This window comes from Desulfobulbaceae bacterium (assembly GCA_015231515.1).
Classification (GTDB): Bacteria; Desulfobacterota; Desulfobulbia; order Desulfobulbales; family VMSU01; genus JADGBM01.
Window position 1 is genome coordinate 1 of record JADGBM010000023.1, and the last position, 13,559, is coordinate 13,559.

The 13,559-nt window shown below is 43.8% G+C and carries 15 protein-coding genes; 12 read left to right on the top strand and 3 right to left on the bottom strand.

Going from position 1 to position 13,559, the window contains the following annotated elements; all coding sequences use genetic code 11:
- Positions 1-364 precede the first annotated feature (364 nt).
- The 3 genes from HQK80_05725 (at position 365) to HQK80_05735 (ending at position 2,281) form a co-directional block, all read left to right on the top strand.
- A complete protein-coding gene (locus tag HQK80_05725) occupies positions 365-652 on the top strand; it encodes an ATP-binding protein (GenBank protein MBF0221713.1) in 288 nt (95 codons plus the stop codon).
- A gap of 231 nt (positions 653-883) precedes the next feature.
- Entirely contained in the window at positions 884-1,381 is a 498-nt protein-coding gene (locus HQK80_05730; protein MBF0221714.1) for a septal ring lytic transglycosylase RlpA family protein, read from the top strand.
- A gap of 87 nt (positions 1,382-1,468) precedes the next feature.
- Entirely contained in the window at positions 1,469-2,281 is an 813-nt protein-coding gene (locus HQK80_05735; GenBank protein MBF0221715.1) for a DUF362 domain-containing protein, read from the top strand.
- A gap of 23 nt (positions 2,282-2,304) precedes the next feature.
- On the opposite strand, the gene HQK80_05740 is transcribed toward HQK80_05735, so the two are convergent.
- Entirely contained in the window at positions 2,305-3,408 is a 1,104-nt protein-coding gene (locus tag HQK80_05740; protein MBF0221716.1) for a DNA photolyase, read from the bottom strand.
- Between the two features lie 146 nt (positions 3,409-3,554).
- Between HQK80_05740 and HQK80_05745 the strand changes: the two genes are divergently transcribed.
- The 3 genes from HQK80_05745 (at position 3,555) to HQK80_05755 (ending at position 6,265) form a co-directional block, all read left to right on the top strand.
- Complete coding sequence (locus HQK80_05745) at positions 3,555-5,357, top strand: ABC-F family ATP-binding cassette domain-containing protein (GenBank protein ID MBF0221717.1); 1,803 nt, start codon at positions 3,555-3,557, stop codon at positions 5,355-5,357.
- A 110-nt stretch (positions 5,358-5,467) separates the two neighbouring features.
- Positions 5,468-5,749: a hypothetical protein gene (locus HQK80_05750; GenBank protein MBF0221718.1), complete on the top strand. Its 282-nt coding sequence runs from the start codon at positions 5,468-5,470 to the stop codon at positions 5,747-5,749.
- Between the two features lie 21 nt (positions 5,750-5,770).
- On the top strand, positions 5,771-6,265 hold the full coding sequence (locus tag HQK80_05755; protein ID MBF0221719.1) for an acyl-CoA thioesterase: 495 nt from the start codon (positions 5,771-5,773) through the stop codon (positions 6,263-6,265).
- Here the strand turns inward: HQK80_05755 and ppsR are convergent.
- Complete coding sequence (gene ppsR, locus HQK80_05760; protein MBF0221720.1) at positions 6,260-7,078, bottom strand: pyruvate, phosphate dikinase/phosphoenolpyruvate synthase regulator; 819 nt, start codon at positions 7,076-7,078, stop codon at positions 6,260-6,262. The genes HQK80_05755 and ppsR overlap by 6 nt on opposite strands.
- Before the next feature lie 281 nt (positions 7,079-7,359).
- Between ppsR and HQK80_05765 the strand changes: the two genes are divergently transcribed.
- The 6 genes from HQK80_05765 (at position 7,360) to HQK80_05790 (ending at position 12,671) form a co-directional block, all read left to right on the top strand.
- Entirely contained in the window at positions 7,360-7,926 is a 567-nt protein-coding gene (locus HQK80_05765; protein ID MBF0221721.1) for a GNAT family N-acetyltransferase, read from the top strand.
- Complete coding sequence (locus HQK80_05770) at positions 7,916-9,037, top strand: M20/M25/M40 family metallo-hydrolase (protein ID MBF0221722.1); 1,122 nt, start codon at positions 7,916-7,918, stop codon at positions 9,035-9,037. Before HQK80_05765 ends, HQK80_05770 begins: the two co-directional genes overlap by 11 nt.
- Before the next feature lie 37 nt (positions 9,038-9,074).
- Positions 9,075-9,980, top strand: a complete 906-nt coding sequence (locus HQK80_05775; protein MBF0221723.1) for a phosphate/phosphite/phosphonate ABC transporter substrate-binding protein — start codon at positions 9,075-9,077, stop codon at positions 9,978-9,980.
- The gene (locus HQK80_05780; protein ID MBF0221724.1) at positions 9,977-11,446 is read left to right on the top strand and encodes a HAMP domain-containing protein; all 1,470 of its coding nucleotides are present in this window, start codon (positions 9,977-9,979) and stop codon (positions 11,444-11,446) included. The genes HQK80_05775 and HQK80_05780 overlap by 4 nt, the downstream gene beginning before the upstream one ends.
- Before the next feature lie 3 nt (positions 11,447-11,449).
- Positions 11,450-11,911: a response regulator gene (locus HQK80_05785; protein ID MBF0221725.1), complete on the top strand. Its 462-nt coding sequence runs from the start codon at positions 11,450-11,452 to the stop codon at positions 11,909-11,911.
- Positions 11,912-12,041: 130 nt separating this feature from the next.
- Positions 12,042-12,671, top strand: coding sequence for a hypothetical protein (locus HQK80_05790; protein MBF0221726.1), 630 nt, complete (start codon positions 12,042-12,044; stop codon positions 12,669-12,671).
- Here HQK80_05790 and HQK80_05795 read toward each other — a convergent pair.
- Complete coding sequence (locus HQK80_05795; GenBank protein ID MBF0221727.1) at positions 12,668-13,549, bottom strand: hypothetical protein; 882 nt, start codon at positions 13,547-13,549, stop codon at positions 12,668-12,670. The two genes, HQK80_05790 and HQK80_05795, sit on opposite strands and share 4 nt — an antisense overlap.
- Positions 13,550-13,559 lie beyond the last annotated feature (10 nt).

A 13,559-nucleotide genomic window follows, 5' to 3' on the forward strand; every position in this document is an offset into this window, starting at 1 on the left:
CCCTGGGATCTAGGAACATTTAATGAATAGCCCTGAAAGGGCGTCACATAGGCTTAAAACCGGCACGGTCAGATGTCACGCCCTTTCAGGGCTATCTGTACTATTCCAGTCCCCAGGGCGTTGCCCTGGGCTGGTATGTTCTGGCCCTTTCAGGGCAAACCGAATATTTACAAACTTCGTAATCAGCCGGGTAAGCTGTACCAGTAGTAAATGGATGAGCCATGACGGCTACCGATTGTCTTCATTGACACTGAAAACAATTTTGAGTATTTTTCTTGTATGAGCGAAACAAATTGGCGGTCAAAATGGTCGAAAGAACAGGTCAACCTTTTCCTTCAACGAGTGTCTGCGCTTTAAAAACGAGATGGCTTTCGATCTCGCCCGGCTGACGACAACGAACACCGCCCTGCTGCAGAAGGAACTCCTTTCCTACCTCCAATTCGGCGGCATTCCCGACAGTCTCAAGTATCCGGAGCTTTCCCTGCTCCGCACCCTGTATGACGATATCCTCTACCGGGATGTGGTGACCCGGCACCGCGTCGACTCGGTCCCGGTTATCAAGGAACTCGGCTCTTTCCTGCTGAGCAACCCTGCCGCCCTGATCTCTTTTGTGAAACAGAAGAACACCATCAACAAAGACAATGATACCTGATATGTAGGCAGTCTGTGGGCCAAAGGTATTTTATTTGGATTACAATTAAAAAAAACATTGATATTATAGCAGATGCGAAATTTAAAAGGCATAGTTTTTTGTGCTTTGGCAGGGGTTCTTTTGGTGGCCTGCTCCACTATCAAGACTACCTATAATATTACAAAGGGTACTGTGAAGGCGACCTATACCACGGCTAAATTTATAGCTGGTGTCGGGGTTGGTACCCTTAAAATGTCATACAAGATTGGTGCCTTTACTTTTGATGTTATTACGGCACCAATTGAATGGCCGATGACTTCTGATATTGAAAGTATTGATGGATTGACCCCGAAAGAGGCTGTTCGGCAGGGCAGGGTTAAGAACGCTCCCTATGTGGTGAAAGGTAATCGTTATATACCGATGTCTGTCGCCGAGGCTTCGACCTACCAAGAAGTTGGTATTGCTTCATGGTACGGGAATGAGACTTTGCGCCAGAAAGATGGTCATATGACTGCCAATGGCGAAGCATTTGATCCTGGAAAGCCAACAGCTGCCCATAAACTTTTACCACTACCAATTCATGTTAAGGTTACTAATCTTGAGAATAATCGTTCAATGGTGGTGCGGGTTAATGACCGTGGACCATTTTTTGGTGACCGGATGATTGATCTTAGTGCGGGGGCTGCCAAAAAACTTGGATTTTATAGAAAGGGGACGGCGCGAGTAAAAGTTGAAACAGTGGAACTATGATTTAATAGTCGCTTTGGAGTGAGATGGAGTAAAATGAGCTCTTTAGCCAATTACTGTCACTCGCAGACGTCGTAATCGTGATTTAATATGAACAGTACAATATTTACGATCAGGGCTGATAAGCCTCACAGTGTGTCTCTGCTTCTGGATAGTTGCAATCTGGTTTCCGCAATTGGCAGTGCGACCACGGTCATGCTCAAACCTAATCTGGTTGAAGCCCTGCAACCGCCCATTACTACACCGGTCGAACTGGTGTCTGAGGTGGTGCTGTATCTCAGGCGAATTCGTCCCGAACTTGAAATTATAATTGCTGAGGGTTCTGGTGCCACCGAATACGAAACATGGCACCCCTTTGACCTCTTGGGTTATTCAAAAATGGCAGAGGCATTTGATGTACGATTAATTGATCTTAATGTCGAACCTCAAAGGAAACTCAAGAATGAAGCATGCCGGCAGTGGCCGATAATGTATCTGCCAGAAGTACTGTTTGACGTTTTTTTGATATCAATACCGGTTTTAAAGGCTCATTCACTGGCCGGGGTTACTCTAACGATGAAAAATATGATGGGCGCCGCACCACCAGAACATTTTCAACAGGGTGGGCATTGGAAAAAGGCAGCCTTTCATGAAAATGTGCAGGAAGCTGTCTTTGATCTGAACCGGTACAGAACCCCCGACTTTACGATACTCGATGCCTCTATTGGTATGCAGCAGGCACATTTATGGGGACCAACCTGCAATCCACCCCATAACCTGTTGGCTGCCTCTCAGGATCCTGTTGCAATTGATGCCTATGGGGCAAAACTCCTGAAACGAGATTGGCGGCAGATTGGACATATCGCCATGGCCAATAGAGTTCTTGGCAATGCTGATTCTTATCAGGTGAAGAAAGTTACTTGAAAGGGATTGTTGTTATACAGTCTTTACGAAGAGGCTCTGTCCAACATAACAGGTAGACCACCTTTTTCTTCGGGTGTATAGCCAAACACATCCCTCCATATTTCATCGCTTTCCATGCACATATAGATACAGGTGTTTTTTGCTGATTTGGCCTTGAGTTGGTTGTAAATGTGCTTGTACATTCCGGTTCTTTGGGGGCGGAAATAACGGGACTTGCCATCAAGGCCGACAATAAACTCCTCATAAAAAAAGCGAGATTTCGGGAACCGACTGGTTGCAATCTGTTTTAATGTCGGCAAGTAACGCAGTGCACCCAGGCTGATCCAGACAATATTTGCAGCAGGAACTGTGTCGTAGAGGGCTTCGATGGTTTCGGTGTAGCCCTGCTTCCAATCTGGATGATAAATGATCGGATCAAAATGAAAGGCCAGTTTGTAGCCCCAGTCGGCACACTGTTTGGCAGCCGCCAAGCGCTCTTTGAGTGTTGCTGTCCGAAATTCGTGTTGATTCATGACGGCAGTGCTGTTGAGTGACCAGGCTAATACCGTGCGGCCTTTATGATCGAGTCCCTCAAGATTATCAATTACAGCACTTTTGGTCTTGAGCTCAAGGACGGCATTTTTTTTTGAACTCATGAAGGTCACGAGTTCTTTACTCAGGCCAGTCAGTTTGTCGAGTGCCATGCTGTCAGTAAACTCACCGGTGCCGATACGCCAGAAGCGCTTGGGCTCTTTTTTAAAGGCCTGAGTCAATTCCGAAAACAGATCCTCGGTGTTAACGTAGAAAGTCATCCAAGGATTATTGAGATAGGCCTGTAGAATGCAGTACACGCAATCCATAGGGCAGTTGGCGCCAATGTTTAATACCTGATATTCACAGCAGCGATACTCTTTTGTCGCTGGGCATGGTTTGAAGAAAGCCCCTTTGTTCTGACATAACAGGAGATGTTTTTTTCCCATGGACATGCTGTCTGGGTAGGGGGCATAATCAAGGTGGTTAAGATCATGCGCGTCAATTATCTCTACAGGCAGCCCTTCGGATCGTTCAAGTATCCTCCGGGTCATTGGCAGGTCTACTATCTGCTTTTCTACATAGATTGACTGGATATGAGTGGCTGGGTTTTTCATTTGGTGCCTTTTTAGAAGGATAGATGTATATAGCGTGAGTTGGAAGTTACAAGAAACTGCACTCCTGAAGGGATACTGCTTCAGCGTTATGCAAATGATCTTAAGGTACAGGATGCTCGGTATAAAACAAAAGGTTTTTGTGGGAAATGTCTAATCTTATAAGTTGTCAGTCTATCAGTAAATCCTTTGGTGCTCAAACATTGTTTGAGGATATCACTCTTGGGATATCCTCGGGTGAACGTCTTGGCTTAATAGGCCCTAACGGAGCCGGAAAATCAACCTTACTAAAGATATTTGCCGGTTTAGAAGAAGTCGATACCGGTAAACTGTTTATTCGCAAAAACTTGCGGCTTGTCTTTCTGGCGCAGGCAGAATCATTTGTAGCGGGTGAGGATATTGAGTCTGCCCTGTATAGATCCTTGGAGTCCAAAACTCATGACAGTCAGTCATTTACTCAAGTTCAAAAAATGGCGGCTAAATGCGGCTTTTTTGATCTTAGTCAAAAAGTTGATTCACTCTCCGGAGGCTGGTTAAAGCGCCTGGCCATTTCTTGTGCGTTGATTAAAGAACCCGACCTGCTGTTTCTTGATGAGCCGACTAACCATCTTGATATGGAAGGAATTTTATGGCTGGAAGATCTTCTTTCAAATTCAAGTTTTGCCTTTGCCGTCATCACCCATGACCGACATTTCTTGAATACGGTCACCAATCGAATTATTGAGTTGAGCGCCCAATATCCCGACGGCTATCTGCGGGTAGAAGGGAAGTTTGAAGATTTTTTGCGCCGAAAGTCTGAGCTTTTAACCATGCAGAACAAGCAGGAAACGGTACTGGGGAACAAACTGCGTCGTGAAATAGAGTGGTTGTCCCGCGGACCAAAAGCCCGGACAACAAAGGCCCAATATCGTATCGATGAGGCGGCTAAACTTAAAAATACCTTTCAAGATACAAAACATCGAAATGCCCAGGGGAAAGCCATTGATTTGTCGTTTGATTCGACGGGACGTAAAACCAAAAAACTACTTACTGCCCGGAATATAAGTAAGGTGTTGGGCGGCAAAACCATTTTTGAAAAGCTTGACTTAACGTTAACACCGAACATGTGCTTGGGGCTACTCGGTAATAACGGCACGGGGAAATCAACCTTGATCAATGTTCTTGCCGGCAACATCGTTTCAGATACTGGTTCAGTCGATAAGGTCGATGGTCTCAAGGTCATTTTGTTTGATCAGAAAAGAGAAGGTCTCAATAAGAATCAAACCCTGCGCCGTGCTTTAGCGCCGGATGGCGATTCAGTACTCTACAATGACAGGCCGCTCCATGTAGTGAGTTGGGCCAAGAAATTTCTTTTCAGGCCCGATCAGCTTGATATGCCGGTAAGCAGGCTTTCCGGAGGAGAGCAGGCCCGTATTTTAATTGCCGAACTGATGCGTCAACCAGCGGACATTCTTCTTCTTGATGAGCCGACCAACGATCTTGATATTCCGTCTCTTGAGGTTCTTGAAGATAGTTTGGCCGATTTCAAAGGTGTTGTTGTTTTAGTCACCCATGATCGATTCCTGCTTGATAGATTGGCGGATTATGTTCTTGGTTTTGACGGTAATGGCAACTGTGAGCGATATGCGGATTTCAGGCAGTGGCTTGAAGATTTAGAGATAAAAAAAAATCAACAGAGTGCTTCTAAAAGCCAGGCAGTTCAAAAAGCAAATCAGACAAAGCCTAAGAATAAGATTACCTTAGGAGAGAAGATCGAGCTTGAAAAGATGGAACAACGTATATTTGAAGCCGAACAGGAGCTTGATATATGTCATCAACGTCTTAGTGATGAGTCAATTCAGTCGAACCCTGCGACCTTAGCTGACTGTTGTGCTAAGCTTGAAGTTGCACAGAAAAAAGTTGATAACCTTTATAGTCGTTGGCAGGAGCTTGAAGGAAAAATAGCTAATTGACAGTAGCGGAGCGCGTTGACTGAAAATATTTTGGTGTGCTCTCTTCGCTCTCTGTGGTAAGAGAAAAAGTCAATTTACTAGTTTGTTGAAATTATATACGAGGAAGAACTATGGCATCAGATGTAAGCGAATTAACAATAAATTTTGAAGAAGATGGTGTTGTGACTCTTAAAGAGTTGGATAAGATAGTTCTAACCAAGGGAGCCTGGGCAACACTAATTTTTCGTTATCAGCAGTTTGATAAGAAAAAAAATGAGTATGGCCCTGACAAATATACAATCCGCCGTTATCAAAAACGTGCCGGAGAATATGCCCCGAAAAGTAAGTTTAATATCTCCAGCAGAGATCAGGCTGAAAAAATTATTGAAGCCCTGCAAAGCTGGATCGATTAACGCCTCTTCCTGGGAAATTTCATGAACTGTGACGACATTGTAATCAGCCAGATTATGCAGCCCCACGAGGCAAATCCCATGGGCAATATTCATGGCGGTGTTATCATGCATTATATTGATAATGCCGCAGCTGTGGTGGCGACGCGGTATGCTAAAGGTATTGCTGTTACGGCTTCAGTCGATAGGCTTGATTTTTTTCATCCGGTCTATATTGGCAACTTGCTTTTGTTGAGAGCCTGTCTTAACTGGGTGGGCAATACCTCTATGGAGATAGGGGTTCGTGTTGAAACGGAAGATTTGAAAACAGGGACAATTAAGCGCATAGCCTCTTCATATCTTACCTTTGTTGCCTTGGATGATCAGGGTAAACCGCGTAAATTGCCAAGTCTTAACATCACCAATGATGCTATGAAGCTTCGATTCAGGGAGGCGGAGGCTCGCAGGAAGAATCGCCTTGCTGAAAAAGAGGCGGAAAGGCAATGTCTCGAAAACCCCGATGAGTGCAGACTTTTATAGCCCGGCTTTTTTGATGAGTCCGAGCTCTTGGGCTATTTGTGTTGCCAGTTCCTCAATTGATTTACCGTAGGTGTCAATGGCAGGAATTTTATATTTCAGAAATATCTGTTTTGCCTGTTCGAGTTCCTGAACGCAGGTTGTCTTCTTTGCGTAATTACTGTTTGGATATCTTTGTTCGCGGATGCGATGAAGGCTTTCCGGGCTCGTGGTCAGGCCAACGGCTTTCTTTCTATTCTTGTTTAATCCTTCCGGCAGGGTATAACTTTCCAAGTTATGTGTAGTTAAAGGATAGTTGGCAGATTTCATGCCCATGTGTGTCGACATATACACACTGACAGGTGTTTTCCCTGAGCGTGAGACGCCAAGCAAGATCACATCAGATTCGTCATAATCATCAACTCGTGTGCCATCGTCGTGATCCAGGCAGAAATGGATGGCGTCAGCGCGTTTAGCCATATTGAGGTCGTTAACCTGTCTTGAAAATCCAGGCAGCAATAAGGCCTTGGCCTCCAGGCAAACCTCAAGTCTATTTACAAATGCACCGCAGACATCAAAAAGCTCAACCTCCGGGTGATCAAAGATTTGCCGAATCTCTGGATCAATGAGGGTGCTGAAGATTATCGGCCGTCTGCCAACCGAGTTTTTTAGTATGTAGTTTATGGTCTTATGGGCTTCCGGCTTGGTTTTAATAAATGAAAATTTTTCTTCATGAAAATTGATTTCAGGAAATTGACATAATAGCGATTGTCCGAGATTAGTTGCTAAGATTCCTGTGCTGTCTGAAACGAAGTAAATATCTTTTGATTTCCACATAGTTGATACCGACGATAATTAGTTATGAAAAGCAACTTTTCTGACAATGGCTTACTACTTTTTGTACCATAAAGAGTGGTCTTTAAAAAATTGTTTTTTTATCAGTGTTGGGGCTGCGCTTTATGTTGTGCAACAATTTTTCAGATTGACTGGTTTTGCAGTTGTATGTGAGTATAGTGAATAATAAAAACTGCGACAGTTATCTGCTGACAAATGTAATAAAAAATAAGGTTCTTTAAAAAAATAATTTACACCACAACGCAACAATGGTTTCAATAAACATGAACTCTGAATCGACGAACGATGATACTAAACGTATCAATATTAAAATAAGGGAGATGGAGATTGACGATCTCTCAGAAGTCTTCCACCTTGGAGAAGATCTTTTTAAAGCCCAGAATTCCCCGAATATGTACCGCACCTGGGATCCGTACGAAGTTGTTGGGCTCTTTCATAGTGATACTGAATTTTGTCTTGTCGCCGAAGTTGGTGACGATATTATCGGTTTTGCACTGGGAACGACTATTGAAAAAAGTCATTCGGCCTGGAAATACGGCTATCTTATCTGGTTGGGCATTAAGCCGGAATTCCAGCGCACTGGGGTTGCTGAAAAGCTGTTTCGCCGTTTCAAGGATCTTATGCTTAAATGCAAAGTTCGTATGCTCCTTGTTGACACCCAAAGCGAAAATCTGCCGGCGCTTCGTTTTTTTCGTAAAATCGGTTTTGGTCATCCAACCGAACACATATACTTAACTATGAATGTAACGGCCGAGAAACAGGCTTTGACCAAAAAGGCGCAAATTCCTTCTATACTGTCCATTTCGGACCAGAAAAAAAATGCCAAATAATCGTATAAAACCTCAACGATTGAGTAAATTGCTGCAGCGGTTGGTAGACATCTACAGCCCTTCAGGCAAAGAGGGTGATGTACTTGATTTCCTGAAAGGCTATTTCAAACGGCGCAACCTGCCGGTTATTGTTCAACCAGTTGACGATGATCGTTACAACCTCATTTTGTCCCCTGTAACCAAAGATATTAAGCTTGCCTTCATTGGTCACATCGACACAGTGCCTGCCCCTGATCTCGACAGCTACTGTTACAGTGAACTGGGGGATACTGTCAAGGGGCTGGGTGTGGCTGATATGAAAGGTGGCTGTGCTGCAATGATTGAAGCGTTTTTGACTTTCCTGGAGGCAGGAAATTCACAAGCTCCTATTGCGCTCTGTCTTGTTGTCGGAGAAGAGGAGAGCGGTGACGGTGCTGAAAAGCTGATGAGAGCCTATCATTTTCCGTGGGCCGTCATTGGTGAACCAACGGATATGGCGCCCTGTCTGCAATCTTACGGCTATGTCGAAATACAGCTTACAGCTAAGGGCACAAGGCAGCATGCATCGGTGGCCAAGCGTCGCCAGAATGCCATAGAAGTTATGCTCCAGACAATTTTACGCCTCACCCATCATCTGGAATTAAAATACCCTCATGTAACCTATAATATCAGGGATCTTTTTAGTTCTCATTCCGGTTTTGCTGTGCCGGAGCGAAGTGAAGCGTGGCTTGACCTGCACGTGCCGCCGGGCATGGACATTGGCGAGATTCTTCTCGATCTGGAGGGCATTGCGATGGCCAAAACAGAAAAACTTAACGGTATTGAGATCGTGTTTCGGCGTGTTACTATAGCTGCAGGGTATCAGTTGCCCGAGAAAGAAGCGGTTGTTGAGACAATGAAAAGCATTTTTAAAAATCACGGCATCCAGTGGTCTTCTTCAGCCTTTAGAAGTCACTCGGATGCTAATCAGATATGGGCATCGGGGGTCAAGCCGATCATTTTAGGGCCAGGCCAATTGGAACAGGCCCATTCGCATGATGAGTCTGTTTCATTTAAGCAGGTCTGTCAGGCGGCTGAAATTTATCTTGATCTCATGTACGCGATGGTGAAGGATGGTAGTGATGCCTCATGAAATTGATGTTTAATGCTGAGAGTAAGGAGATGGACGGATGATGGACTTAAGATGCTTCAGGTACGGTACGATAGTTATTATTTCTCTCTTTTTTCTTGTCTGTAGCCGTCCCGGCATTTCTCACAGTAAGGATAATTTTATTATTGGTCTTATTCCCGAGATGAACGTTTTTAAGCAGCAGCAGCGATTTCAGCCTCTTGCCGATTATCTGTCGGAAAAAATTGGAGTTAAGGTTGAACTTTCAATGCTGAGTCGATATGGTAACATTGTACAAAGACTCAAAGAGGCCAAGGTTGATGCAGCCTTTCTCGGGTCGTTTACAGGGGCGCTGGCAATTTCACAATTAGGGGTTGAACCGCTTGTCAGACCGATTAATCTAAACGGAACCTCAACCTATCACGGCCATATTTTTGTTAGAAAGGATAGTGGTATACAAACCTTTGAGGAGATGAGGGGTAAGACCATGGTTTTCGTAGAACGGGCAACGACTGCCGGCTATATTTTCCCTCTTGCCTATATTAAACGTCACGGAGTTACTGATTATACTACCTTTTTCAACGAGTATTTTTTCTCTGGCAGTCATGATGCCGCAGTTGATGCAGTATTTAAAGGTCAAGCTGATATTGGTGCCGCTAAAAACACCATCTTTGATTTTTACATGGAGAAAAACCCAAAAGCTAAGGACGAAATAGTTATACTCGCCAGTTCACCAAATGTTCCCTCAAACGGCCTTTGTGTAATTCCGACTTTAGATAAGGAGTTAAAGTATAAAATAAAGAATGCTCTGCTCGAATTAGATACCAATCCGAAAGGAGCTAGTGTACTAAAAAAACTACGAGCGATTCGCTTTGTAGAAACCCGCAAAGAAGACTACCTGCCGGTTACAGTTCTTTCATCTGAGGCGGAAATCAGCCTGAAAGAGTATCAATACATAAACAGATGAAACGACTGATCATCATATCATTTGCCCTGATTTTTGGGATTTTCTCTTTAGGATCAGGTGTTTTTGTCTACAACATCTATACCACCTCAAATAATCTGCATAGCCTGATTGGTATGCACGAAATTGAGGATATCCGCCATGAGCTTTTCTTCAGTGTGCAGAAAGTGCAAACCTATGTCCATGCGCCAGGCATAATTTTTTCAAAACATCTTGATGAGATCATTTCAAGTGCGGCAATGCTCGATAATGCAATCGGCCGTTGTCATGAATGTCACCATAGGGAGGATGTAAAGGCCGAAATTAATGCTACCCAGCAATTGGTTGATACCTTTGAAGAACAGCTCAGCTATTTGATTACTATGATTGCTGATAGCGATCGAAGAACTGCTATGCAATACAAAGTTTCCAACCTTGGCAACACAATTCTCGATCAGGTGCAGAGTATGATCAAACGGGCGGGGAGCACCGTTCAGCAACGGACGGACGAGGCACTTGCACTGCTTAACCGTATATATCCTCTCCTTGGTGTAACAATTCTGACAACGTTTCTTCTCGCCCTGTATGTAGCCAGGTTTCTTACTCTGAGGATTACACAGCCAATTGACGCACTTGTTGATGCTTCGCGTAAACTTTCTGATGGCAATTGGGGGTACCAGAGTGAATTTAAGGCTACAGGGGAATTTGCTGAACTGGTGAACTCTTTTAACACCATGAGTTTCTCGCTGGCCACCAAGAAAAAACAGATTCAACAGCAGGTTGAAGAGTTAAAAAATACCCAGAAGCAGCTTGTTGAGGCGGAAAAACTGACTGCCATAGGAACGCTTGCCGGCGGCATTGCCCACGACTTCAATAATATTCTTTGCGGCATGATTGGTCACCTTGCGCTGCTACGAAACTATATTGCCCCTGATGATAAAAAACAGGCAATAATCAATACTATTGAAACTGCCGGATTCAGGGCAGCTGATCTTATTAAGCAGTTATTGGCTTTTGCACGACATAAATCTATTGAGAAAAAGGCTGTTGATATCAATCAGTGTGTGAATAATGTTTACGAACTGATCAAACATTCAATCAGTAAAACAATTACGACCAACATTTCTTTGTCCAGATCGGTTTCTTGTGTCATTGGAGATCATACCCAGCTTGAGCAGGTGGTAATGAACCTGTCTATTAATGCCCGTGATGCTCTGCAAGATAAAGGTACAATTTCGATCAGTACTGAACAAGTTACTGTGGACGAACAATCTTGCACGAATCATCCTGATGCACGTCCCGGCGACTACATTAAACTTGAAATTTCAGATACCGGCGCAGGTATAGATGATGACGTTTTGCCCAGAATTTTTGAGCCTTTTTTCACCACCAAAGGGGTTGGAGAGGGTACAGGCCTCGGCTTGGCTATGGTTTACGGAATAATAAAAGGCCATGATGGTTTCTGTTTGATTGACAACACCCCAGGCTAAGGTGTGAGCTTCAAGGTATACCTGCCGGCTTCAGAGGGAACTAAGGTTGCCGATAGAGTTCTTCTTGATACAGACACGCGCAAAAATGATGCAACTATTTTGATAGTTGATGACGAGGCAATTATCACCAGTATGCTGGTTGATTATCTTAAAAGCCTTGGCTATAAGACCATGCTGGCCACTAATGGAATAGAGGCCGTTGCGATTGTGGCTGAGCATAAGGATGCGATTGATATTGTTATTCTTGACATTAATATGCCGCTAATGGATGGTTGCGAGGCCTACGCAAAATTTATTGAGATAAAGCCGGATATTAATGTGCTTGTTTCAACTGGTTATGTCAGCAGTTGTGAAACCCAGGAAATACTCCAGAAAGGGGCGAAGGGCTTTATTCAAAAACCTTTTAAGATGGATGAGATAAAGGGTAAAATTAGCACGATTTTGAGAAGTGATACTCAGGCATAACGAAAAGTATCACTTTATACCCTGCTACGGCCGTATAATTTTATGGGCCTGCCGCAGGATATGCTCATCAATTGTTATTTCCATTTCACCGGCATTTTTTAAATTAATTGCCAATATTAATATTTATCTCATGGATGGCAAACTTTCCAACCAGACGCAGAAGCTTCTTTCTGAGGCAGAAAAGGCTTCCATCCGGGCACAAGATCTCACCCAACAACTGCTCACTTTTTCAAAGGGTGGTGACCCTGTTAAAAAAACATCCTCAATTTATGAGATCATTAAAGATTCTGCCAATTTTATTCTGCATGGCAGCAGTGTCTCATGCCAGTATGAGATTGCCGATGACCTTTTGTGTGCTGAAATTGACACAGGCCAGATAAGCCAGGTCATCCAGAACCTTATACTTAATGCAAAACAAGCAATGCCGTCAGGTGGCATCATTAAAGTGAGTTGTGTCAATACGACTTCTGTACCCAATAGCGGATTACTGCCTGATAACAGACCCTATATAAAAATCGATATTACTGACCAGGGTGTTGGTATCGATAAAAACATCATAGATAAGATATTTGACCCATATTTTAGTACCAAGAAAGATGGCAGTGGTCTTGGCCTTGCTATCGTTCACTCAATCATTGCCAAACACAACGGACATATTTCAGCCCATTCAGAGTTGGGTGGGGGGACAGTTTTTACTGTTTTTCTTCCTGCTGTAGAAGCAGCAGAGACGAAGGTTCACCTGTGCTTTATGACGGACTAAATGAGCCAATTTGAGTATTCTTGACCGAATTGGTCCTTCAATCGACGTGTTACCAGTTCCTGATGGGTATTCTTTTCATGATTGTTAGCAGCTTTATCAATAGCATGTTCAGCAACTGATGTTACGAGTGGCGTGAGCCGAGGGTTTTTCGTTACTGTTTTTTCAACTTCGTTGAACATCTGTTTTGCAGTTTTATTTCTGTTGTGAGACCTATCGCTTCTGGAAATATATTTCTGGTTTTCGTCTGATTCGTAATTCTTCTGATCTGTCTTGGCCATATGCTCCTGCTGATCCCGTTTATTTAAAAAATCGATGAACTGTTGCCATTGAGCCTGTAGGGCTTTTGAGGCCATATCTTCTTTGTTGAGTTCATTTTTCTGCATTGACGCAAAAACATCATCAAGCAACAGGTCCTGCATGTCAGGCATTGGATGTGGCCCTTTCAGGTAGTTGCTAATGGCAGTAGTTTGAGAAAAATTAGCCTCAAGTCTGGCAATAGTTCCCATGTCCCCAATGGCCATAGCTCCTGCTATAGCTTCATTGGTGTCTCCGGTATAAAAATCGTCGGCAATTGTTGTTAATTTGTCCAGGAGGGTCGTGAGATCTGCGAGCTCCTGCTCATTTAAATCTCCTTCAACGGTGAAGGAAAATTTCTCAACTGTCACTTCTTGGGCCAGGGATCTCTCAATACTTTCATAACTGCTCATCTGCTGACGGGATTTTTCTAAGACACCGCTTTGGATGGTAATCTTGTCGCCCTCCTTAGTCAGGAGAGTTATATCTGCTGCTTTGCTGTTTGAGGCGTTAAGCTGTTGCTGCCATTGTGATTGATTGGCTAATGGCGGTGTGTAAAGAGAAGATGAAAGTGCAGTTTTCATATTTGTCTCC

Coding starts and splice junctions, on each gene's coding strand:
- ppsR (MBF0221720.1), bottom strand. CDS start 7,078: ATGTGGAAATCAAAAGATATTTACTTCGTTTCAGACAGCACAGGAATC.
- HQK80_05745 (MBF0221717.1), top strand. CDS start 3,555: ATGTCTAATCTTATAAGTTGTCAGTCTATCAGTAAATCCTTTGGTGCT.
- HQK80_05735 (MBF0221715.1), top strand. CDS start 1,469: ATGAACAGTACAATATTTACGATCAGGGCTGATAAGCCTCACAGTGTG.
- HQK80_05790 (MBF0221726.1), top strand. CDS start 12,042: ATGGATGGCAAACTTTCCAACCAGACGCAGAAGCTTCTTTCTGAGGCA.
- HQK80_05770 (MBF0221722.1), top strand. CDS start 7,916: ATGCCAAATAATCGTATAAAACCTCAACGATTGAGTAAATTGCTGCAG.
- HQK80_05750 (MBF0221718.1), top strand. CDS start 5,468: ATGGCATCAGATGTAAGCGAATTAACAATAAATTTTGAAGAAGATGGT.
- HQK80_05755 (MBF0221719.1), top strand. CDS start 5,771: ATGAACTGTGACGACATTGTAATCAGCCAGATTATGCAGCCCCACGAG.
- HQK80_05780 (MBF0221724.1), top strand. CDS start 9,977: ATGAAACGACTGATCATCATATCATTTGCCCTGATTTTTGGGATTTTC.
- HQK80_05725 (MBF0221713.1), top strand. CDS start 365: ATGGCTTTCGATCTCGCCCGGCTGACGACAACGAACACCGCCCTGCTG.
- HQK80_05775 (MBF0221723.1), top strand. CDS start 9,075: ATGATGGACTTAAGATGCTTCAGGTACGGTACGATAGTTATTATTTCT.
- HQK80_05765 (MBF0221721.1), top strand. CDS start 7,360: ATGAACTCTGAATCGACGAACGATGATACTAAACGTATCAATATTAAA.
- HQK80_05795 (MBF0221727.1), bottom strand. CDS start 13,549: ATGAAAACTGCACTTTCATCTTCTCTTTACACACCGCCATTAGCCAAT.
- HQK80_05740 (MBF0221716.1), bottom strand. CDS start 3,408: ATGAAAAACCCAGCCACTCATATCCAGTCAATCTATGTAGAAAAGCAG.
- HQK80_05730 (MBF0221714.1), top strand. CDS start 884: ATGTCATACAAGATTGGTGCCTTTACTTTTGATGTTATTACGGCACCA.